The sequence below is a fragment of the Kitasatospora sp. NPDC057595 genome, assembly GCF_042800875.1.
Taxonomy (GTDB): domain Bacteria; phylum Actinomycetota; class Actinomycetes; order Streptomycetales; family Streptomycetaceae; genus Kitasatospora.
The window spans coordinates 27280-48302 of the sequence record NZ_JBHVGL010000018.1 but is presented as its reverse complement, the minus strand read 5'-3'; the positions used below and the strand labels follow the sequence as shown (position 1 = coordinate 48302).

Here is a 21023-nt window from a genome sequence, read left to right as displayed (position 1 = left end):
CGTCCGGTGGCCCGGCCCCGGGCCGGCGGGGCTCGGGCTCACCGGACTCGCAGGGCTGACAGGGCTGACAGGGCTGACAGAGCTGGCAGGGCTGGCAGGGCTGGCAGGGCTGGCAGGGCTCGGGTTCGCGGGATTCACAGGGCTTCCATCCATTCACTCGGATTCACGGACCACTCGACGTCATGACGGCCGGGCCTCATACGGCCTCCGCCCCCCGACCGGTCCGGCGCAGCGCCCGGCCGGGGCGCGCACCGGTGGTGCGGCCCTGCTCCACGACGGCGGTGCCGTTGACGTAGACGTGCTCGATGCCGACGGCGGGCCGCCGGGGCTGCTCGAAGGTGGCGGCGTCCTGGACCCGGTCGGGATCGAACAGGACCAGGTCGGCGTGGTACCCGGCGGCGATCCGCCCGCGCCGGTGCAGGCGCAGCCGGGCGGCCGGGCGGCCGGTCATCCGGGCGACCGCCTCCTCCAGCGTCAGGACGCCCAACTCCCGGACGTAGCGGGACAGGTAGCGCGGGAAGGTGCCCCAGGCGCGCGGGTGCGGCCGGGCGCCGACGAGCAGCCCGTCGCTGCCGACGGTGTGCGCGCGGTGGCGCATGATCGCCCGGACGTTCTCCTCGTGGCCGACGTGCTGGAGGATGGTGGTGGCCAACCGGTCGCGGAGCAGCAGGTCGAGGAAGACCTCGGTGCCGCTGCGTCCCTGCTCGTCGGCGAGTTGGGCGACGGTCCGGCCGACGGCGTCGGCGAGTTCGGGGGTGCCGACGCCGGAGAGCTGGATGGTGGCCCAGTCGGTGACCACGCCGTGGCAACCGTCGCTGCCCTTCTCCTCCACCTCGTACCGGATCCGCTCGCGCGCGGCCGGGTCGACGAGCCGGGCCAGGGTGGCCTGCGGGCCGCCCTCGGTGGCCCAACCGGGCAGCAGGGCCGCCAGGGTGGTGGAACCGGGCAGGTAGGGGTAGCTGTCCAGGGTGAGGTCCACGCCGTCGCCGAGCGCGCGGTCGACCAGGTCCAGCAGTTCCCCGGCCCGGCCCTCGTTGACGCCGAAGTTCATCGTGGCGTGGGTGAGGTGCAGCGGGCAGCCGGACCGTCGGGCGATCTCGACCATCTCCGCGTACCCCTCCAACGCACCCGCGCCGTAAGAGCGTTGGTGCGGGGCGTGGAAACCGTCGTAGCCGGCGACGACCCGGCAGAGCTCGACCAGTTCCTCGGTCCCGGCGTACATGCCGGGCGTGTAGGTCAGGCCGCTGGACATGCCGACCGCGCCCTCGGCGAGGCCCTGCGCCAACAGCTCGCGCATCCGGTCGAGTTCGGCCTCGCTCGGGGCGCGGTTCTCCCAGCCCATGGCGAGCATCCGCAGCGAGCCGTGCGGCACCAGGTAGCAGGCGTTGACGGCGGGGCCGGTCCGGTCCAGCCGGTCCAGGTAGCCGCCGACGGTCCGCCAGTCCCAGTCGAAGCCGTCCGGGTCGCCGTTCCAGCCGGCGATCTGGCGGCGCAGCGCGGGCAGCGTGCGGTCGTCGACCGGTGCGTAGGACAGGCCGTCCTGGCCGAGGACCTCGCAGGTCACGCCCTGGGTGACCTTGGCCGGGTGCTCGGGTTCGCGCAGCAGGGCGAGGTCGGAGTGGGCGTGCATGTCGATGAAACCGGGGGCCAGTACCAGCCCGTCCGCGTCGACCACCCGGACCGCGCCGCCCGCCGCTGTTCCGGCGCCGGCGCCGGCGCCTGCCTCGGTGACCTCGACGATCGTCCCGTCGGCGATCCGCACGTCCGCCCGGTACCGCCCGGCGCCCGTGCCGTCGACGACCGTGGCACCCCGGAAGACCGTCGCGCCGGGAGCCCCCGCCCCGAGAACCGTCACCCGGGCGTCAGCCGGTTCGCCGCTCATCAGAAGAACGTCCTGACCAGGCCGGTGACCTTCGGCTCGGCCGCGGAGGCGTCGTCCAGCAGCGGAATCAGCGCCCACTTGTCGAAGGCGGTGCACGGGTGCGAGATCCCCAGCCGCAGCACGGCGCCGACCGGGGCGAGGTCGCCCGCGTCGCGCAGGAAGGCGTGCTGGTCGTTGAGCGCGGTGATCCGCGCCACCGTGCCGGTCAGCTCGGCGCCGCCGCGCACCCGCTGCGGCTCCGGCAGGCCCTCGTCGAACGGCAGGTCGCGCTTGCCCGCGTCCAGCAGCGCCAGCTGCGGCTCCGGCCTGGACACCACCCGGGCCCAGCCGTGCAGGGCCGAGCGCAGCGCCCCGCCGTCGCGGCCGGCGCCGCGGGCGAGCGGCGAGATGCCCCGGTAGAAGCCGTCGTCGTGGGCCACGTACGCGCCCGAGCGCAGCACCACGAAGGCCTCCGGCAGCGCACCCAGCTCCTCGGCCACCAGGTCGAAGTAGGCGCTGCCGCCGGCCGTCACGATCGGCGCGGCGCCGTCCGCGTACCGGCCGGCGAGCCGCCCGTGCAGTTCGGCCAGCGACCGCAGGTAGCCGCGGACGGCGGCGAGGCCGCCCTCGCTCGCGTCGTGCGCCAGCGCGCCCTCGTAGCCGCCGATGCCGGCCAGCCGCAGGGTCGGCGCGTTGCGGACGGCCTCGGCGATCTCCACCGCCGCGTCGACGGTGCGCGCGCCGGTGCGCCCGCCCGGGCCGCCGAGTTCGACCAGCACCTCGACGGGGCGCCCGGTGTCGGCCGCGCGCAGCGCCCCGTCCATCAGCCGGACGCTGTCGACCGAGTCCACCCAGGAGGCGAAGGCGAAGCCCGGGTCGGCGGCCAGCTCACCGGCCAGCCAGCGCAGGCCCGCCGGGTCGAGCAGCGAGTTGGCGAGCAGCACCCGCCGCACACCGAAGGCGCGGGCGACCCGAAGCTGCGGCAGGTTGGCGAGGGTGATGCCGTGGCTGCCGGCGGCCAGCTGGTCCTGCCAGAGCGCGGGCGCCATGGTGGTCTTGCCGTGCGGGGCGAGTGCCACACCGGCGTCGGCGCACCAGCGGGCCATGGTGCGCAGATTGTGGTCGAGCGCGCCCGCGTCGAGGGTGAGCAGCGGGGTACCGAGGTCGGCGAGGGTGGGGCCGGTGGCCAGGTACTGGCGGACGGTCAGGCCCGCGGCGGCCGGTGGCAGCGCTTTGAACCGCCAGTCGAGCACTTCCTCGGCCAGCGCCGCCACCGCTCGGGTGTCGAGGCCGGGGCCGGTACCGCTGCTTGCGAAGGTCTGGTCCACCGTCTTCCTCCATCTGCCATGTTGCAACATGCGCAATGAGGGTTGCACATGCTGGCAGCACGGTTCTAGCATCGGCGCCGGACGAAGGTCAACGACAGCCGCCCGCCACCGGCGGGTCAGGCAGGCTCGCCACAGCACCCCCCACCCGGCCGGGCCGCAGCACTCCGAGGAGCCCAGCAGATGCCACGCCAGGACGCCGCCGTGAGCCCGGGCACCCCACAGCCCGACCGTCCGACGGTCGCCCAGTCCACCCCGTCCGCCCCCGGCTCCGCCGCGCCCACCCCGCCGGCCGTCTGCGTGGGCGAGTCGATGGCCGTCCTCCTCCCGGACCGGCCCGGCCCCCTGGAGTCGGTGGAGACCTTCAGCCTCTCGGTCGGCGGCGCCGAGTCCAACGTGGCCGGCGCCCTGACCGCCCTGGGGGTGCCGAGCGCCTGGATCAGCCGGGTCGGCGACGACGGTTTCGGCCGCCGTCTGCTCGGCGAGCTGACCGCCCGCGGCGTGGACGTCTCCGCGGTCGCCGTCGACCCGCACCGCCCGACCGGCCTGTACCTCAAGGAGGTCGGCGGCAGCACCGGCCAGCGCCACGATCTCGGTCCTGGCCGCAGCCGGCTGCACTACCACCGGCGCGGCTCGGCCGCCGCCGCCCTCTCCCCCGCTCTGCTGGCCGACCCGGCCGCCACCCGGCTGCTGGACGGCGCCCGGCTGCTGCACCTGTCCGGCATCACCGCCGCCCTCTCCGACGACTGCCTCGCCCTGATCCGCGCCCTGCTCGCCGACCGCCGCCCCGGCCGGCTGGTCAGCTTCGACCTCAACTGGCGCCCCGCGCTCTGGCGCGAGCGCGACCCCTCGGTGCTGCCGCCGCTGCTGGACGCCGCCGACCTGCTGCTGCTGGGCGCCGACGAGGCCGAGACCGCCTTCGGCACCGGCGACCCGCAGGAGCTGCGCCGGCGCTTCCCCTCCCCCGCCACCGTGGTGGTCAAGGACGCCGCCCGGCTGGTCACCGCGATCGGGCGCGACGGCAGCGCGGTCGGCGAACCGGCGCTGGCGGTCGAGGTGGTCGAGGCGACCGGCGCCGGGGACGCCTTCGCCGCCGGCTACCTGGCCGGCACCGTCCGCGGCCTCGACCAGCGCCGCCGGCTGCGGCTGGGCCACCTGAGCGCCGCCTGCGCGCTGACCGCCCACGGCGACCAGGCCGAACTGCCGCCCGCCGCGGTGGTCACCGCCCTGCTCGACGCCGCACCCGAGGACTGGGCGGCCACCCGGGTGTCGGCGGATGGCATCGTGTCTCCTGTCCTGTCCGCACCGACCGCCCCCGCGCGCACCACGGAGACCACCGCCCCCGGGGGCGGTGCCGCCGACCCTCGACCGGCCGCCGCCCCGGCCCTTGGAGCACCATGAGCCAGACCGTCACCCGCGCCCTGCGCATCCTCGCCGAGCTCGGCGAGGGCGAGCGCTCCCTGGACCAGCTGGCCGAGGTGCTCGGCGTGCACAAGACGACCGTGCTGCGACTGCTCCAGTCCCTCGAAGAGGAACGATTCGTCTACCGGGACGCCGGCTACCGCTACCACCTGGGCGCCGGCCTCTTCGCCCTCTCCGGCCTCGCCCTGGAGCAGCGCGGGGTGCGCCGGATCGCCGCCCCGCACCTGGCGGAGCTGAACGCCGCCACCGGCCAGACCGTGCACCTGGCCGCGTACGAAGGCGGCGAGGTGGTCTACATCGACAAGTACGACTCCCGCCACCCGGTGCGGATGTACTCGCGGATCGGCCTGCGCGCCGCCCTGCACAGCGCCGCGGTCTCCAAGGTCCTGCTCGCCGACCTGCCCGCGCCGGAGCGGCGCCGGGTGGTGGCCGGGATCGACTTCGTCCCGCACACCCCCCGCACCCTGGCCACCCCCGAGGCGCTGCTCGCGGAACTGGAGAAGGTCGCCGCCCAGGGCTGGGCGCAGGACCATGCCGAGCACGAGGCGTTCATCAACTGCGTGGCCGCGCCGATCCGCGACGCCAGCGGCCGGGTGGTGGCCGCCGCCTCGATCTCCGTGCCGGACGTCGTCCTCCCGTACGAGCAGGTGCTGGAACTGCTGCCGCAGCTGCTCAGCACCACCCGGGCGATCTCCGCCGACTGCGGCCAGGCCCCGAACCACCCCTGAACCCGCCGCACCCGCCGCACCCGCCGACCCGCTGACCCGCCGCACCCGCGACTCCCCCCGAACCCCCGCCCGCACCCCACCGAGGAAGCGAACCCGCATGAGCGACAAGACCGAGATCCGCACCGACGGCGCCCCCGCCCCGGCCTGGATGTTCTCCCAGGGCGTCCGCAAGGGCCCGATCCTCCAGGTCTCCGGCCAGGGCCCGCAGGACCCGGCCACCGGCGAGTACCTGTACCACGGCGACGTGAAGGCGCAGACGCGCCGCACGCTGGAGAACGTCAAGGCCATCGTCGAGGCGGGCGGCGCCACCATCGAGGACGTGGTGATGTTCCGGGTGTACCTCACCAAGCGCGCCGACTTCCCGCTGATGAACGAGGTCTACGCCGCGTTCATCGAGGAGAACGTCAAGCCGGGCGGCGTGAAGCCGTGCCGCACCACGATCTTCGTCGAGCTGCCGCAGGAGCCGATGCTGGTGGAGATCGACGCCCAGGCGGTCGTCGGCTGACCCCGCCGTCACCGCCGAAGGGCCCGGACCTCGCGTCCGGGCCCTTCGCGTTTCCCGCCCGCCCGGTGCCTTGCCCTGCCATCTCCCACGTCATTAGGTTAGGCTCACCTAACCAAAAGCCAGGCAGTCAGCCGGAGGTCCCGAACCCATGAGCCCGCACCCCCTCGACGCCGCGACCACCCCGGCCGACGGGACCACCCCGTCCGACGGGACCGCCGAAGCGACCGTCACCGAGCCGAGCGCCGCCGACCGGATCGGCAGCCTGCTCACCGCCGCCTCCTCGGTCGTCCTCCGGGCCGACGGCGAGCACCACGAACTCACCACCCCCGTCTCGGTGCACGGCTCCCGGCTGCGGCTGCGCGCCCCGCTCGACGCCCCGCTCACCGTCGCCGCCGCCCGCGAACAGGACGGCCTCGCCGTCGTGCTCGACCTCACCGACATCGCCCCGGTGGCCGTCCGCGACCGGGTCCGCGGCCGCCTCACCCTGGCCGGCCGGCTCCACCTCGCCCACCTCGCCGACGACGGCCTCAGCGTCCACCTCCGCCTGGACGTCGCCCACGCGGTGCTCTCCACCCCGTACGGCACCACCGCGATCACCGGCGCCGACCTCGCGGCCGCCACCCCCGACCCGCTCGCCCGCTTCGAGGCCGGCCTGCTCACCCACCTGGCCGACGGCCACCGGGACGCCCTCGACCTGCTCGCCCGGCTGGTCGACCCGGCACTGCTCGCCGCAGGGCCCGCCGTCCGCCCGCTCGCGCTCGACCGGTACGGCCTGGTGCTGCGCCTGGACCACCCGCACGGTCACCGCGACGTCCGCCTGGTCTTCCCCGAACCCGCCCGCGACGCCGACGAGTTCGGCCACCGGGTGCACCAACTGGTGACCGCCGCCGAACAGGTGCTCCCCATCCGCCGCCGCTGAGGCACCGACGTCCGAGCCGGCATCCACTGACGCATCGTCACATCACCACCGGTGCCGCGTCGTCGGAGCGCTCCGCCGCGTCCGCCAGGACGATCCGCCCCATCCGGGCGTACCGGTCGGGACGGCGGGCGCGCATCCACAGCGCCAGCCCGATCCCGCCCAGGAAGGTGCCGATCACCAGGAACGGGATCAGCCGGAACAGCAGCGTGCCGGCGGCCGCACCGGCGGCGGCGTCCCGGTTGACCACCAGCAGGACCACCACCCCCGCCATCGCCACCCCGCCGACCAGCGGCGCCACCAGCGTCCGGAACCAGTGCCCGGTCCCCGGATGACGGCCCAGCACGTGGAAGTAGCCGACCACCGCGAACGAGCAGAGCGTCTGCACGATCAGGATCGCCATCGTCCCGAGCAGCGCCAGCAGGGTGTACAGATGCGCGTACGGGTCCATCCCGGCCACCAGGAACCCGGCCACCAACGCCGCCGCGATCACCGACTGGACCAGCGAGGCGACGTGCGGCGAGCCGTGCCGGGGGTGGGTGCGCCCGAGCGCCCGGTGGATGAACCCCTCGCGCCCGATCGCGTACAGGTACCGGGCCGCGCACTGGTGGAAGGCCATCGCGCAGGCGAAGGAGCCGCTCACCACCAGCCACCGGAAGACCGTGACCGCCCAGCCGCCGAGGTGCGCGCCGAGCGGGTCGAAGAACAGGCTGTTGCCGTCCTTGCCGGGGACCAGGCCGCCCGCGACGTCCACCGCGTGCCGCACGCCGTTGCCGGAGACGATCGTCCAGGACACCAGGACGTAGAGGAGACCGACCCCGACCACCGAGATCAGCGTCGCCCTGGGCACCACCCGCCCGGGGTCGCGGGACTCCTCCCCGTACATCGCGGTGGACTCGAAGCCGACCCACGAGCAGAACGCGAAGAACAGGCCCAGCCCGGCACCCCCGGTCCCCGTGCCGTGCACACCGCGGAAGGCGTTCAGCGGATCGAGCGCCTCCCCGACGATCCCGTCCGGTCCGCCGCCGGTGAACAGCACCGCCAGCGCGACGGCGCCCAGCACGGCGATCTCCAGCACCAGCGCCACCCCGAGCACCCGGGCGGTCAGGTGCAGGTCGAACCAGGCCATCACCGCGATCACCAGCAGCCCCAGCGCCGCGTACCAGCCCCAGGGCAGTTCCACCCCCAGTTGCGCGGCGACCAGCCCGCGCAGCGCGTACGCGAAGAAGCCGATCACCGCCGCCTCGAAGACGATGTACGCGAGCACCGCCAGCAGCCCCGAGGCCATCCCGACGACCCGGCCGAGTCCGTGCGAGATGTAGCCGTAGAACGCCCCGGCGGCGGTGATGTGACGGGCCATCGCCACGTAGCCGACCGAGAAGACGGTGAGCACCAGGGTCGCGAGGACGTACGCGGCGGGCGCGCCGGCGCCGTTGCCCTGGCCGACGACGATCGGGAGGTTGCCGGTCATCGCGGTGATCGGCGCGGCCGTGGCGACCGCCATGAACACCACGCCCGCCAGGCCGACCGAGTCGGCCTTCAGCCGCTCCACCCCCGGGTCCCCGACCGCGTTCCCGACCGCGTCCCCGCGCTGGATGGCCATCCGGCCCCCTTCACCCGCCGTGCCCGTGCCGCCCGCCGGACCGGTCGGGCGATGCCAACCCGACAGCATCGGGGCGCGGCGCACCGGCCCGCAACACAGGGTGAACCGGCGTCACCAGCACCGGGTTGACGCCCTGTTCGACCACCGCCCGCCCCGTTCGACCGAACCCGGGCCGAACCCGGGCCGGACGCCGAACCACGACCGACGAGGCCCGCCGGTCCACAACGGCGGCCGGCCCGGCCCGCGAGAGAGGTCTCGCGAGCCGGGCCGGCCGGACGGGCGTGTCCCGCGCCCGTCGGTCCGCTTGAGGTGCGGCGATCACCCGGTCGAGCGGTCACCCGACATGACCATTCCGGGAGAGTCGTTTCGCCCCGCACCCAGCGGTGGCGGGTGTGATCCGACCCTGGGGTCAGATCGAGACGCCGTGCGCCCGCAGGTAGGCGATCGGGTCGATGTCCGAGCCGTACTCCGAGCCGGTGCGGATCTCGAAGTGCAGGTGCGGGCCGGTCACGTTGCCGGTGGCACCGGAGAGGCCGATCTGCTGGCCGACGGTGACGGTCTGGCCGATCTTGACGCCGATCGAGGACAGGTGCGCGTACTGGGCGTACTTGCCGTCGGCGAGCTTGATCTCGACCTCGTTGCCGTAGGCGCCGCCGTTGCCGGCCTTCACCACGGTGCCGTTGGCGACGGCGCGCAGCGGGGTGCCGGTGGAGGCGACGAAGTCGGCACCGGTGTGGTGACCGGAGGACCACATCGAGCCGGCCACGCCGTAGGCGGTGCCGAGCTTCGGGTTGGCCACCGGGGAGGTGTAGCCGGAAGTGGCGGCGACGACCGGGGTCGCGACCACCGGGGCGGTGAGCGGCTGGACGGCGGGCTTGCCGACCGGGACGGCCGGGGTGGTGGCCGGGGCGGCCGGCTTGGTGGCCGGAGCAGCCGGCTTGGTGGCCGGGGCGGCGTGCTTCGCGGCCGGAGCGGCCGACTTGGCGGCCGGGGCGGTGTGCTTCACGGCCGGCTTGGTGGCCGGAGCCGCCTTGGTGCCGAGCGCGAGCTTCTGGCCCGGGAAGATGAGGTTCGGGTTGGCGCCGACGACCGAGCGGTTGTGCTCGTACAGCGCCTGCCAGCCACCGTCGACGTGCTTCGCGGCGGCGATCTTCGACAGGGTGTCCCCGCCGACGACCTTGTAGCTCTCCTCGACCGGGGCGGCCGGGGTGCTCTCAGCAGCCGGGGCGGCAGCCTGGGCGGCCGGAGCGGCGGGCTTCGCGGCCGGGACCTCGTGGGCCTGGGCGGTGACGGTGGTCACCAGCGGGAGGGCGAAGGCGGCACCGGTGACGGCGGTGGCGATGCCGATGCGAGCGGCGCGGGGCAGGGCGATACGACGAGCCTGTGCGGGCATGCGAAAGGTCCTCTCCGACGCCTGCGAGGTGAGCTGTCGGGTTCGGGCTGGAGTTGCCCGGCCGCCGATAAAGGCGGCTTCACCCCAAGCCGGACCGCGGGAAATACCGGTCCGGCGACTTACCTGTGGGTCCCCCGCTCCTGCCGTACAGAGTTCGTTGCGTACCACCGGGCAGCGGCAGGACTAGGCGTTCCACCCGGTGGCCACCCGGGCTGACGCCGGGCGGTCGCTGAACTAAAACTCATCCGTTCGGGTGAAGCAATGTCGATCTACGCGACCCGGGACCAAAGTCCGCATTGCCGTGACGCTCCGCTCGGAATGCATGCACAGTACGCACACAATCCATTGACGGTGCGCATGTGATCCGCAACCCTGCGCCCATATGAAAACCAGTACGTATGCGATCACTCACGGAGCGGCCACCACCCGACACACCCCCGGTGACCCTTGTCACGTGGGCCCCACGGGACGCACCATGGGCCGTGGCCACCTCCGAGGCCGGCACCCTGCGGTTGGGCACCGCGCAGGGTCGCTGGGTAGTTCTGGCAACGGTGCTCGGCTCCAGCATGGCGATGCTCGACGGGACCGTCGTGAACGTCGCACTGCCCCGGATCGGCGCCGATCTCGGCGCCCAACTCGACGCCCTGCAATGGACGCTCAACGCCTATCTGCTCACCCTGGCGGGCCTGATCCTGCTCGGCGGCGCACTGGGCGACCGCTACGGACGGCGCCGGATCTTCCTGCTCGGCGTGGTCTGGTTCGCCGCCGCCTCCGCGGCCTGCGCCGCCGCACCGAACATCCAGGTGCTGATCATCGCGCGCGCCGTGCAGGGAATCGGCGGCGCACTGCTCACCCCCGGCTCGCTGGCGATGCTCCAGGCGGTCTTCCACCCGGACGACCGTTCGGCGGCCGTCGGCCTCTGGTCGGGGTTCGGCGGGGTGTCGGCGGCGGTCGGCCCGCTGCTCGGCGGCTGGCTGGTGGACGGCCCCGGCTGGCGGTGGATCTTCCTGCTGAACCTGCCGCTGGCGGCACTGGTGGTGGCGGTGTCCGCCCGGCACGTGCCGGAGAGCCGGGACGAGTCCGCGACCGGCCGATTCGACGTGCTCGGCGCGGTGCTGGCCGCCCTGGCGCTGGGCGCCGTCACCTACGCGCTGACCGCCGCCGGGAAGGGGCTGTCCCCCGTGGTCTGGGTCACCGGGGCGGCGGGCCTGCTGCTCGGATACGCCTTCATCGCCGTCGAGCGCCGCACCCCGGAGCCGATGCTACCGCTCGGCCTGTTCTCCTCGCGGTTGTTCACCGCCGTGAACCTGGTCACCCTCGCCGTCTACGCGGCGTTCAGCGGCGTCTTCTTCCTGCTCGTGGTGCAGCTGCAGATCGTCTCCGGCTTCTCCCCGCTGGTCTCCGGGCTGGCCCTGGTGCCGATCACCGTCATCATGCTGGTGCTGTCCGCCCGGGCCGGCCGGCTGGGCAAGCGGATCGGCCCCCGGCTGCCGCTCACCGTCGGCCCGATGCTCTGCGCGGTGGGCGTGCTGCTGATGCTGCGGATCGGTCCCGGCGCCTCGTACTGGACGGACGTGCTGCCCGCCGTCTCGGTGATGGGCTTCGGCATGGTGCTGCTGGTCGCACCGCTGACCGCCACCGTGCTGGCGGCGGTGGACGTGCGGCACGCGGGCATCGCCAGCGGGGTCAACAACGCCGCCGCCCGGGCGGCCGGCCTGCTGGCGGTCGCCGCGCTGCCCGCGCTGGCCGGCCTCAGCGGGGACGCCTACCGGGTGCCGCACGCCGTCGACTCAGCCTTCCGCACCGCGATGCTGATCTGTGCCGGGCTGCTGGTGGCCGGCGGGCTGACCGCGCTGCTCGCCGTCCACGGCAATGTGCTGGCCCCGGCGGACGAGCGCCCGGTGGCCGAACCGGACTGCCGCTACACCTGCCCCACCAACGGCCCGCCGCTCGACCCGGGGCACCCGGCCGCCGTCCCGGCCGAGCGCGGCGAGGGCCCCGCCGCCTCCTCGGCGACGGGACCCTGAGAAGAGCGCAGACGATCCGTCAGAGGATGTCGCCCGGCGCGTACTTGGCGGCCTCCGGGTACGCGGCCGCGACGGCCTCGATCCGGCGGACGACCTCGGCGACCTGCGCGCCGGCCGCACCGGTGAAGGACAGCCGGTCGGCCAGCAGCGCGTCCAGCGCGGCCCGGTCCAGCGGGATCCGCTCGTCGTTCGCCAGCCGGTCCAGCAGCTCGTTCTCCCGGGCGCCGGCCCGCATCGCGAGCGCCGAAGCGACGGCGTGCTCCTTGATGACCTCGTGCCCGGTCTCCCGGCCGACGCCCGCGCGCACCGCGCCCATCAGCACCTTGGTGGTGGCCAGGAACGGCAGGTAGCGGTCCAGCTCGGCCTCGATCACGGCCGGGAAGGCGCCGAACTCGTCGAGGACGGTCAGGAAGGTCTCCAGCAGGCCGTCGAAGGCGAAGAAGGCGTCCGGCAGCGCGACCCGGCGGACCACCGAGCAGGAGACGTCACCCTCGTTCCACTGGTCGCCGGCCAGCTCGCCGGTCATCGACGCGTAGCCGCGCAGGATCACGGCCAGGCCGTTGACACGCTCGCAGGAGCGGGTGTTCATCTTGTGCGGCATCGCCGAGGAGCCGACCTGGCCCTCCTTGAAGCCCTCGGTCACCAGCTCGTGGCCGGCCATCAGGCGGATGGTCTTGGCCAGGCTGGACGGCGCGGCGGCCAGCTGGACGAGGGCGGTCAGCACCTCGAAGTCCAGCGAGCGCGGGTAGACCTGGCCCACGCTGGTGAGCACGTTGTCGAAGCCGAGGTGCGCGGCGACCCGGCGCTCCAGCTCGGCGAGCTTGTCGGTGTCGCCGCCGAGCAGGTCGAGCATGTCCTGGGCGGTGCCCACCGGGCCCTTGATCCCGCGCAGCGGGTAGCGGGCGATCAGCTCCTCCAGACGGCGGAAGGCGACCAGCAGCTCGTCCGCGATCGACGCGAAGCGCTTGCCCAGGGTGGTGGCCTGCGCGGCCACGTTGTGCGAGCGGCCGGCCATGACCAGCTCGGCGTGCTCGGCGGAGATCCGGCCCAGCCGGACCAGCACGGCGACGGTGCGGTCGCGCACGTGCTCCAGCGACTGCCGGATCTGCAGCTGCTCGACGTTCTCGGTCAGGTCCCGGGAGGTCATCCCCTTGTGGATCTGCTCGTGGCCGGCGAGGTCGCTGAACTCCTCGATCCGGGCCTTGACGTCGTGCCGGGTGACCCGCTCGCGGGCGGCGATGGAGGCGAGGTCGACCTGGTCGATCACCCGCTCGTAGTCGGCGACGGCGGTGGCGGGCACCTCGACACCGAGGTCCTGCTGGGCCTTCAGGACGGCGAGCCAGAGGTGGCGCTCAAGCACCACCTTGTGCTCGGGGGACCACAGCTGGGCCAGGGTCGCCGAGGCGTACCGGGAGGCCAGGACATTGGGGATCTGGGGCTTCGCGCTCACGCTTCGCAAGCCTAACAGCCGAGGTCAGCCGGAACGGCCCGGGCTCGGGTAGGCTGGGGCACTTGAGCCACCGTCAAATAGAGCCTCATGAACTCCTCACCGCAAGGATACCACACCCATGAACGGATCTCCAGCGGTTCCCCCTCGTCCGGCCGGAACGGACGCCCTCCTCGCCGAGGCGCTGCGCACCGAACAGGCCCGACTGACCGGCCTCTACGCCCATCTGGACGCCGCCCGCGAGCGCGCCCGCCGGGCCCTCGCGGCGGCCGGCCGCGACGCCGGCCCGGGCGGCACCCACCAGGCCCGGCTGGAGCGCGAGCTGCGTGCCGCCGGGGCCGCCGGCCGGGCCGCCCGGCTGGAGGCCGTCGAGCACGGCCTGTGCTTCGGCCGCCTGGACCACCGCGACGGCACCGTCCGCCACATCGGCCGGATCGGCCTCACCGACGAGCTGGACGAGACCTACGAGCCCGTGCTGGTCGACTGGCGCGCCCCCGCCGCCCGCCCGTTCTACACCGCCACCCCGGCCGACCCGGGCGATCTGGTCCGCCGCCGCCACCTGTACACCAGCGGCCGCACCCTGACCGGACTGGACGACGAGGCGCTCGACCTGGCCGGCCTGGACGAGGACGGCCGGCGCGGCCTGGTCGGCGAGGCGGCGCTGCTGGCCGCCCTCGACCGCGAGCGCACCGGCCGGATGGCCACCGTGGTCGCCACCATCCAGGCCGAGCAGGACCGGGTGATCCGCGCCCCGCTGCCCGGTGCCCTGGTCGTCCAGGGCGGCCCCGGCACCGGGAAGACGGTCACCGCCCTGCACCGCGCCGCCTATCTGCTCTACACCCACCGCGCGGTACTGGAGCGGCGCGGCGTCCTGGTGCTCGGCCCCAACCCGGCGTTCCTGCGCTACATCGACCAGGTGCTGCCCGCGCTCGGCGAGACCGAGGTGGTGCTGTGCACCGTCGGCGAGCTGTTCCCCGGCGTCCGGGCCACCGTCGAGGACGGGCCGGCCGCCGCGGTGGTCAAGGGCGGGCCGTGGATGGCGGACGTGGTGCGGCGCGCCGTCGAGGCCCACCAGCGGCTGCCCGCGGGCGACCTGCTGCTCGGCGAGCACCTGCGGCTGCCCCACCGGGTCTGCGCCGAGGCCAGGACGGCCGCGCGCGGACTGCGGGTGCCGCACAACCGGGCCCGCGGCTTCTTCCTGCGCACCCTGCTGGACGCCCTCGCGGTGGCGCAGGCGCTCTCCCTCGGCCGCCCGTACGACGACGAGGAGGCCCGCCACGCCCCGCGCGAGCTCTGGGAGCAGCCCGGGATCCGCGCCGAACTCGACTCCCTGTGGCCGGTTCTGACACCGCATCGGCTCGTCGACCGGCTGTTCTCCGACCCCGCCCTGCTGGCCGCCGCGGCCCCCGGCCTCTCCCCCGCACAGCGCGCCGCGGTGCAACGCCCGGCCGGCGCGCCGTGGACCACCGGGGACGTCCCGCTGCTCGACGAGGCGGCCGAACTCCTCGGCCAGGACGGCGCCGCGACCCGGGCCCGCTCCCGCGCCGCCGCACGGGCACTGGACGAGGAGCTGGCCTACGCCGAGGGCGTGCTCACCGTCACCGGCCAGCGGGAGGACGCCACCCTGGACGCCGGGCTGCTCGCCGAGCGCTTCCGCGACACCGGCCCGGACCTCACCACCGCCGAGCGCGCCGCCGCCGACCGCGAGTGGGCGTACGGGCACGTGGTGGTCGACGAGGCGCAGGAACTGTCCGCGATGGCCTGGCGCGCCGTGCTGCGCCGGGTGCCGACCCGCTCGCTGACCATCGTCGGCGACCTCGCCCAGACCGGTTCGCCGGCCGGGGCCCGCTCGTCCTGGGCCGAGATGCTGGACCGCGAACTGCCGGGCCGCTGGCGCGAGGAGCGGCTCACCGTCAACTACCGGACACCGGCCGCGATCATGGCACCGGCGGCGGCGGTGCTGCGCGCCCACGCCCCCGGCCAGGAACCGCCCGAGGCCGTCCGGCGGACCCCCGAGCGCCCGCGCCCGGTCCCCGTCCCGGACGGCGACTACGCCGCGGCCCTGGCCGCACTGCCCGCCGGCCCCGGCACCCTCGGGGTGATCGCCCCGGACGCCGTCGCCACCGCCCTGGGGGCGCTGACCGTCCGGGAGGCCAAGGGGCTGGAGTACGACGCGGTCGTCCTGGTCGACCCGGCCGGCCTGCTCGCCCAGGGCGCGGCGGACCTCTACGTCGCCCTCACCCGCGCGACCCGGCGCCTCACCCTGCTCCACCACACCCCGCTGCCGGCCGCCCTCGCGGGAACGGACGGTGCCCCGGGTCTCGCCGGGCCTACTGACGCCCGCTGAGCACCGGGAGGACGTGCAGGCAGATCGAGTGCAGCGCCGCACGCTGCTCGCCGCTGAGGCTCTCGAAGGCCTGGTGGGTGCGGCCCATCTCGCCGCGGATCCGCGCCAGGATCTCCCGGCCCTGCTCGCTGATGACCACGATCTTGACCCGTCGGTCGCCCGCCGAGGCCTCGCGGCGGGCCAGGCCCAGCGCCTCCAGCCGGTCGACGATGCCGGTCACGTTGGAGGCGTCACAGCCGAGCCGCCCGGCCAGCGCGCGCATCGGCACCGGCTCCTGGACGGCGCCGAGCGCCTTGGCCTGCGAGGAGGAGAGACCGTGCCGGGCCGCGGCGGCCGCGAAGTCCTGGAAGTACGCACCGCCGACGGCGGCCAGCGCCTCCATCAGCTCGGCGTTGGTCGGTACGGTCGTGGTCGTCGTCGAACCCATGAGGTCAGCCTACGACCGACTGCTTCAGTAACTCAAGATTTGAGCACGGCAAAGGTCCGGCGGCCAAACCGCCGGACCCGGGAGGCCGCCGCGCTCAGAGCACCAGCTGGTCGAACAGCCGCCGCAGCTCCGTCTCCGGATCGGCGGTCAGTCCGGTGTGCACCGGCCCCGGCTGCACCACCGCGCTGCGCGGGGCGGTGAGCCAGCGGAACCGCTGCCCCGGGCTGTCCGCCGCGGCCGGGCCGGCCTGCGGCCCGCCCGCGCAGACCGCCTCGATCCCCTGCAGCGCCCGCCGCACCGCGGACACGTCGGCGACCGGGTCCAGCGCCAGCAGCCGCGCCTGGTCGAGGTGGGTCCGCGCGGCCAGGTGGGAGCTCTGCCGGCAGTACAGCAGCACGCCCACGTTGACGCACTCGCCGCGCTCCACCCGGGGCACCGCCCGGATCACCGCGTACTCGTAGTCGTGCAGCTCGGCCCGGACCGGCGGCGCCGGCTCGGCCGCCGCCGGGTCGGCGAGCCGCGACTCGGACAGACCGTGGCCGAACGGGTCGGACAGACGGAAGTCGGTCATGCGGACACCTCCGGAAGCCAGTCGCGCGGACCGGCCAGTCGCGCGGTCAGCTGGGCCCGGTACGCCGCGCGCACCGCCTCGGGCGAGTCGAACCCGGGCTCGTCCGCCAGCCAGACGTCCGGGATCTGCGCCACCGCCTCCTCGATCGCCGCCTCGGCCAGCGGGGCGAGCGCCTTGTCGGCCGCGAGCAGGTCCGGCTCCGCGCCCAGCAGCGCGTGGTCGGAGGCGTCGTACGGGCGGCGGATCCAGCCCGCGGCGCCCGCCCAGTGGTGGTGGAAGATCAGGCTCGCGCCGTGGTCGATCAGCCGCAGGCCGCCGGTGGCGACCAGCAGGTTGGGGTTGCGCCAGGAGCGGTCGACGTTGCCGATCAGCGCGTCGAACCAGAGCACCTGCCCGGCCAGCCCGGCGTCCACGTCGAAGCAGAGCGGGTCGAAGTTGAGCGCGCCGCTGACGAAGGCCATGCCCAGGTTGGTCCCGCCGCTGGCCCGCATCTGGTCCTGGATCTGCGGGTCCGGCTCGCTGCGGGCCAGCACCGGGTCCAGGTCGACGGTCACCAGCTCCGGCACCGGCAGGCCGAGCCGACGGCCGAGTTCACCGGCCAGCACCTCGGCGACCAGCGCCTTGCGGCCCTGGGCGGCACCGACCCACTTCAGGGCGTAGAGCCGCCGGTCATCGGCCTCGACCAGGCCCGGCATCGAGCCGCCTTCTCGCAGTGGCGTCACATAACGGACCGCCGTCACCTCGGGGAGCACGGCGGACAGCCTAGCGGGCATATGCACGGGGCGGGTGTCCCCCGGCGCGCTCGCCCGCCCGGGTCCTCCCGGTGGCAGCCCCGGCTGCTCCGTGCGAGTGTGGCGGACAGTAATCGGGGCACCCGACCACCACGGCCGGCAGCACTGTGCCGCGCCGTGCGGTACCGACCTGCACTGTGAGGGACGCACGATGGAACGAGCCCGGATCCTGATCGTGGGCGGCGGCTTCGCCGGACTGGAGTGCGCGCGCCGGCTGGAACGCAAGCTCTCCCCCGCGGAGGCGGAGATCTCCCTGGTCACCCCGTTCAGCTACCAGCTCTATCTGCCGCTGCTGCCGCACGTGGCGGCCGGTGTGCTCACCCCCCAGTCGGTGGCCGTCTCGCTGCGCCGCTCGCTGCGGCGCACCCACATCGTCCCCGGCGGCGCGATCGGCGTGGACCCGGCCTCCAAGGTCTGCGTGGTCCGCAAGATCACCGACGAGGTGGTGGCGCAGCGGTACGACTACCTGGTGCTGGCCCCCGGCAGCGTCACCCGCACCTTCGACATCCCCGGACTGACCGACTACGCGCGCGGCATGAAGACGCTCGCCGAGGCGGCCTACGTCCGTGACCACGTGATCGCCCAGCTGGACCTCGCCTCGGCCACCCCGGACCAGAAGGAGCGCGAGTCCCGGCTGCAGTTCGTGGTGGTCGGCGGCGGCTACGCCGGCACCGAGACGGCCGCCTGCCTGCAGCGGCTCACCACGGCGGCCACCCACCGCTACCCGCGGCTGGACGCCCGGCAGGTCAAGTGGCACCTGATCGACATCGCGCCGAAGCTGATGCCCGAACTGGGCGACACCCTCGGCACCGCCGCCCTGGAGGTGCTGCGCGAGCGCGGCATCGAGGTGTCGCTGGGCGTCTCGGTGGCCGAGGTCGGCGCCGAGTCGGTCAAGTTCACCGACGGCCGGGTGCTGCCCTGCCGGACGCTGATCTGGACGGCCGGCGTCGCGGCCAGCCCGCTGATCGCCACCCTGGACGCCGAGACGGTGCGCGGGCGGATCGCGGTGACGGCGGAGATGCGGGTGCCGCAGTACGAGGGCGTCTTCGCGCTCGGCGACGCGGCCGCCGTGCCGGACCTCGCCAAGGGCGACGGCGCGGTCTGCCCGCCGACCGCCCAGCACTCGGCCCGCCAGGGCCGGGCGGTGGCCAACAACGTGATCGCGGCGCTGCGCAACCAGCCGCTGGAGCCGTACTACCACAAGGACCTGGGCCTGGTCGTGGACCTCGGTGGCAAGGACGCCGTCTCCAAGCCGGTCGGGGTGGAGCTGCGCGGCGTGCCGGCCCAGCTGGTGGCGCGCGGCTACCACCTGATGGCGATGCGCACCAATGTGGCGAAGTTCCGGGTCGGCGCCGGCTGGATGCTCAACGCGACCGCCGGGGACGACTTCGTGCGGACCGGCTTCCTCGCCCGCCAGCCCGCCCGGCTGCGCGACTTCGAGTACACCGACGCCTACCTGTCGAAGGACCAGGTCAGGGAGCACGCCCAGGCGCTGCTCGCCAAGGGCTGACCCGCCCCGGCCGGCCGCCCTCCCGACGTGACCACGCCGGGAGGGCGGCCGGCCGTCGGCGCCCCGGTCAGACCGGCCGCGACACCGTGCCGTCCGCGCCGGGCCCGGCGGTCCCGGCCGCCCCGCCCAGCACCGCCGCCAGGTCGTCGGCCAGCCGCCGGGCGTCCACCGGGTCGAGCCGCGCGACGGTGATCCGCAGCCCGGGCGGCGACTGCAGCCGGAAGCGCGCGCCGGGCGCCGCGACCCAGCCGCGCTGGACCAGCGCGGCGAGCGCGACGGCCTCGTCCGGCACCGGCACCCAGACGTTCAGCCCGCTCGCCCCGTGCGCCGCGATCCCCCGCTCGGCGAGCGCGCCGATCAGCGCCTCCCGGCGCGCCCGGTAGGCGGCGGCCACCCGGGCGACCGGCGCCGCGTCGGCGCGCCACAGCTCGGCCACCGTGTGCTGGAGCAGATGGCTGACCCATCCGGTCCCCAGCCGCTGGCGTCCGAGCACCCGTCCGACGGTGTCCGCGTCCCCGACCGCGACCGAGAGCCGCAGGTCCGGCCCGTACGCCTTGGCCGCCGAGCGCACCACGGCCCAGTGCGCCGACCCCGCGCCGGCCAGTGGGTGGTAGGGCTGGTCGACGATGCCCTGGCCGTGGTCGTCCTCGATCAGCAGCACGTCCGGACGGCCGGCCAGCACCGCGCGCAGTTCGGCGGCCCGCCCGGCGGTGAGGGCGGCGCCGGTCGGGTTCTGCGCCCGGCTGGTGACGACCACCGCCCGCGCGCCGGCCTCCAGCGCCTCGGTGAGCGGGCCGGGCAGCGGGCCCGCGTCGTCGAGCCTCACCGGCAGGGTGCGCAGGCCGAGCGCCGCCAGCAGGTCGAGCAGGCTGCCCCAGCCCGGGTCCTCGACGGCGACGGCGTCACCGGGGCGCAGCCGGGTGACGAGGATCCGCTCGATGGTGTCCAGCGCGCCGGAGGCGACGGCGAGCGGCCCGGACGGCAGGCCGTCGGCGGCGAAGGCCGCGCCGGCCAGGGCGAGCAGCTCCGGCTCGGCGGCCGGGTCGCCGTAGCGGACCGGGGCGCGGCGGGCGGCCTCGGCGGCGGACGCGAGGGCGGCGGTGAGGTCGGGCAGCAGCGCCGGGTCGGGGTTGCCGTCGGAGAGGTCGCGGGCGTGCGCCGGGACGGGCAGGCGGAGCTGGTCGCGCGGGGTGTGGGCGGGGCGCGGGCGGATCCGGCTGCCCTTGCGGCCGGCGGTCTCGATCACACCGCGGTCGCGCAGCAGCCGGTAGGCGGCGGCCACCGTGTTGGGGTTGACGCCGAGCTCGGCGGCGAGGTCGCGCAGCGGCGGCAGTGGTGTCCCGGGGGCGAGGTGGCCGGTGCTGACGCCCCGCTCGACCTCGGCCGCGATATCGCTGGCACGCCGTCCGGTGATCCGATACTCTCCTAGCACAAAATGAATTATGCACTAGTACATAGAGGTTGTCATGTCGACCACGCCGAACGGTGACACGTCCTACCCGCGAACCCCGCGCACCACGCCCACCCGCTACAAGGACCGCGCCAGCTGGGAGCGTGAGGCGATCCACGCGGTCCTGGACGCCACCTACCTCTGCCACCTCGGCTTCGTGGCCGACGGGGCGCCGGTGGTGCTGCCCACCATCCACGCCCGGGTCGGCGACCGCCTCTACCTGCACGGCTCCACCGGCAGCCGGCCGCTGCGCGGGGCCAAGGGCGCGCAGGGCCTGCCGGTCTGCGTCACCGTCACCCTGGTCGACGCCCTGGTGCTGACCAAGTCGGCGTTCAACCACTCGGTCAACTTCCGCTCGGTGGTGGCCCACGGCACCGCGCACCAGGTCACCGACCCCGAGGAGCTGACGGTCGCGCTGGACGCCCTGGTCGACCAGGTGGTCCCGGGCCGCTCCGCCGAGGTGCGCCCGGCCAACGCCAAGGAAGTGGCCGCCACCGCGGTGATCCGCCTGGACCTCGACGAGGTCTCCGCCAAGAGCAGGGCGGACCTCGCCCAGGACGACCCCGAGGACCTCGCCCTGCCGCACTGGGCCGGCGTCGTCCCGGTCACCACCGGCTACGGCGCGCCCGTGCCGGACGCCTCCACCGCCGTCCCGCTGCCCGCCAACCTCGCCGCGCTCACCGGCGCGCCCGACGCCTGA

At 74.8% G+C, this 21023-nt stretch carries 17 protein-coding genes and 1 riboswitch; of the genes, 8 read left to right on the top strand and 9 right to left on the bottom strand.

The window, feature by feature from the left end; translation table 11 throughout:
* Window positions 1-196: 196 nt before the first annotated feature.
* Window positions 197-1882: an amidohydrolase family protein gene (locus ACFU9E_RS25060; RefSeq protein WP_380682314.1), complete on the bottom strand. Its 1686-nt coding sequence runs from the start codon at window positions 1880-1882 to the stop codon at window positions 197-199.
* Window positions 1882-3189 carry an amino acid deaminase gene (locus tag ACFU9E_RS25055; RefSeq protein WP_380682312.1) on the bottom strand — a complete coding sequence of 436 codons (1308 nt, stop codon included), beginning with the start codon at window positions 3187-3189 and terminating at the stop codon, window positions 1882-1884. Before ACFU9E_RS25055 ends, ACFU9E_RS25060 begins: the two co-directional genes overlap by 1 nt.
* Before the next feature lie 180 nt (window positions 3190-3369).
* On the opposite strand from ACFU9E_RS25055, the gene ACFU9E_RS25050 reads away from it, so the two are divergent.
* From ACFU9E_RS25050 to ACFU9E_RS25035, 4 genes are all read left to right on the top strand, one after another.
* Window positions 3370-4587, top strand: a complete 1218-nt coding sequence (locus ACFU9E_RS25050; RefSeq protein WP_380682311.1) for a sugar kinase — start codon at window positions 3370-3372, stop codon at window positions 4585-4587.
* Window positions 4584-5336 carry an IclR family transcriptional regulator gene (locus ACFU9E_RS25045; RefSeq protein WP_380682310.1) on the top strand — a complete coding sequence of 251 codons (753 nt, stop codon included), beginning with the start codon at window positions 4584-4586 and terminating at the stop codon, window positions 5334-5336. The genes ACFU9E_RS25050 and ACFU9E_RS25045 overlap by 4 nt, the downstream gene beginning before the upstream one ends.
* A gap of 97 nt (window positions 5337-5433) precedes the next feature.
* Complete coding sequence (locus ACFU9E_RS25040) at window positions 5434-5841, top strand: RidA family protein (protein ID WP_380682309.1); 408 nt, start codon at window positions 5434-5436, stop codon at window positions 5839-5841.
* Window positions 5842-5989: 148 nt separating this feature from the next.
* On the top strand, window positions 5990-6760 hold the full coding sequence (locus tag ACFU9E_RS25035; protein WP_380682308.1) for a DUF2470 domain-containing protein: 771 nt from the start codon (window positions 5990-5992) through the stop codon (window positions 6758-6760).
* A 37-nt stretch (window positions 6761-6797) separates the two neighbouring features.
* Here the strand turns inward: ACFU9E_RS25035 and ACFU9E_RS25030 are convergent, their stop codons facing one another.
* Both ACFU9E_RS25030 and ACFU9E_RS25025 read right to left on the bottom strand, forming a co-directional pair.
* Entirely contained in the window at window positions 6798-8360 is a 1563-nt protein-coding gene (locus ACFU9E_RS25030) for an APC family permease (RefSeq protein WP_380682307.1), read from the bottom strand.
* Window positions 8361-8769: 409 nt separating this feature from the next.
* Window positions 8770-9753, bottom strand: coding sequence for a peptidoglycan DD-metalloendopeptidase family protein (locus ACFU9E_RS25025; protein WP_380682306.1), 984 nt, complete (start codon window positions 9751-9753; stop codon window positions 8770-8772).
* Window positions 9754-9756: 3 nt separating this feature from the next.
* A riboswitch (cyclic di-AMP (ydaO/yuaA leader) is annotated at window positions 9757-9923 on the bottom strand.
* Between the two features lie 228 nt (window positions 9924-10151).
* Here ACFU9E_RS25025 and ACFU9E_RS25020 point away from each other — a divergent pair.
* On the top strand, window positions 10152-11780 hold the full coding sequence (locus ACFU9E_RS25020) for an MFS transporter (protein WP_380682305.1): 1629 nt from the start codon (window positions 10152-10154) through the stop codon (window positions 11778-11780).
* Window positions 11781-11799: 19 nt separating this feature from the next.
* On the opposite strand, the gene purB is transcribed toward ACFU9E_RS25020, so the two are convergent.
* Complete coding sequence (gene purB / locus ACFU9E_RS25015; RefSeq protein WP_380682304.1) at window positions 11800-13230, bottom strand: adenylosuccinate lyase; 1431 nt, start codon at window positions 13228-13230, stop codon at window positions 11800-11802.
* Between the two features lie 118 nt (window positions 13231-13348).
* Here purB and ACFU9E_RS25010 point away from each other — a divergent pair, with 118 nt between their 5' ends.
* A complete protein-coding gene (locus tag ACFU9E_RS25010) occupies window positions 13349-15574 on the top strand; it encodes a HelD family protein (RefSeq protein WP_380682303.1) in 2226 nt (741 codons plus the stop codon).
* On the opposite strand, the gene ACFU9E_RS25005 is transcribed toward ACFU9E_RS25010, so the two are convergent.
* From ACFU9E_RS25005 to ACFU9E_RS24995, 3 genes are all read right to left on the bottom strand, one after another.
* Window positions 15558-16001, bottom strand: coding sequence for a MarR family transcriptional regulator (locus tag ACFU9E_RS25005; protein ID WP_355368972.1), 444 nt, complete (start codon window positions 15999-16001; stop codon window positions 15558-15560). The two genes, ACFU9E_RS25010 and ACFU9E_RS25005, sit on opposite strands and share 17 nt — an antisense overlap.
* Window positions 16002-16095: 94 nt before the next feature.
* Entirely contained in the window at window positions 16096-16572 is a 477-nt protein-coding gene (locus tag ACFU9E_RS25000; RefSeq protein WP_380682302.1) for a DUF3037 domain-containing protein, read from the bottom strand.
* Entirely contained in the window at window positions 16569-17324 is a 756-nt protein-coding gene (locus ACFU9E_RS24995; RefSeq protein ID WP_380682301.1) for a HipA family kinase, read from the bottom strand. Before ACFU9E_RS24995 ends, ACFU9E_RS25000 begins: the two co-directional genes overlap by 4 nt.
* A 190-nt stretch (window positions 17325-17514) precedes the next feature.
* Between ACFU9E_RS24995 and ACFU9E_RS24990 the strand changes: the two genes are divergently transcribed.
* Window positions 17515-18873, top strand: a complete 1359-nt coding sequence (locus ACFU9E_RS24990) for an NAD(P)/FAD-dependent oxidoreductase (protein WP_380682300.1) — start codon at window positions 17515-17517, stop codon at window positions 18871-18873.
* A 67-nt stretch (window positions 18874-18940) separates the two neighbouring features.
* Here ACFU9E_RS24990 and ACFU9E_RS24985 read toward each other — a convergent pair whose 3' ends face one another.
* Window positions 18941-20305 carry an aminotransferase class I/II-fold pyridoxal phosphate-dependent enzyme gene (locus tag ACFU9E_RS24985; RefSeq protein ID WP_380715348.1) on the bottom strand — a complete coding sequence of 455 codons (1365 nt, stop codon included), beginning with the start codon at window positions 20303-20305 and terminating at the stop codon, window positions 18941-18943.
* 34 nt (window positions 20306-20339) lie between these two features.
* On the opposite strand from ACFU9E_RS24985, the gene ACFU9E_RS24980 reads away from it, so the two are divergent.
* On the top strand, window positions 20340-21023 hold the full coding sequence (locus ACFU9E_RS24980) for a pyridoxamine 5'-phosphate oxidase family protein (protein ID WP_380687784.1): 684 nt from the start codon (window positions 20340-20342) through the stop codon (window positions 21021-21023).

Coding starts and splice junctions, on each gene's coding strand:
- ACFU9E_RS25060 (WP_380682314.1), bottom strand. CDS start 1,882: ATGAGCGGCGAACCGGCTGACGCCCGGGTGACGGTTCTCGGGGCGGGG.
- ACFU9E_RS25050 (WP_380682311.1), top strand. CDS start 3,370: ATGCCACGCCAGGACGCCGCCGTGAGCCCGGGCACCCCACAGCCCGAC.
- ACFU9E_RS25045 (WP_380682310.1), top strand. CDS start 4,584: ATGAGCCAGACCGTCACCCGCGCCCTGCGCATCCTCGCCGAGCTCGGC.
- ACFU9E_RS25040 (WP_380682309.1), top strand. CDS start 5,434: ATGAGCGACAAGACCGAGATCCGCACCGACGGCGCCCCCGCCCCGGCC.
- ACFU9E_RS25035 (WP_380682308.1), top strand. CDS start 5,990: ATGAGCCCGCACCCCCTCGACGCCGCGACCACCCCGGCCGACGGGACC.
- ACFU9E_RS25030 (WP_380682307.1), bottom strand. CDS start 8,360: ATGGCCATCCAGCGCGGGGACGCGGTCGGGAACGCGGTCGGGGACCCG.
- ACFU9E_RS25025 (WP_380682306.1), bottom strand. CDS start 9,753: ATGCCCGCACAGGCTCGTCGTATCGCCCTGCCCCGCGCCGCTCGCATC.
- ACFU9E_RS25020 (WP_380682305.1), top strand. CDS start 10,152: ATGCGATCACTCACGGAGCGGCCACCACCCGACACACCCCCGGTGACC.
- ACFU9E_RS25010 (WP_380682303.1), top strand. CDS start 13,349: ATGAACGGATCTCCAGCGGTTCCCCCTCGTCCGGCCGGAACGGACGCC.
- ACFU9E_RS25005 (WP_355368972.1), bottom strand. CDS start 16,001: ATGGGTTCGACGACGACCACGACCGTACCGACCAACGCCGAGCTGATG.
- ACFU9E_RS25000 (WP_380682302.1), bottom strand. CDS start 16,572: ATGACCGACTTCCGTCTGTCCGACCCGTTCGGCCACGGTCTGTCCGAG.
- ACFU9E_RS24990 (WP_380682300.1), top strand. CDS start 17,515: ATGGAACGAGCCCGGATCCTGATCGTGGGCGGCGGCTTCGCCGGACTG.
- ACFU9E_RS24980 (WP_380687784.1), top strand. CDS start 20,340: ATGTCGACCACGCCGAACGGTGACACGTCCTACCCGCGAACCCCGCGC.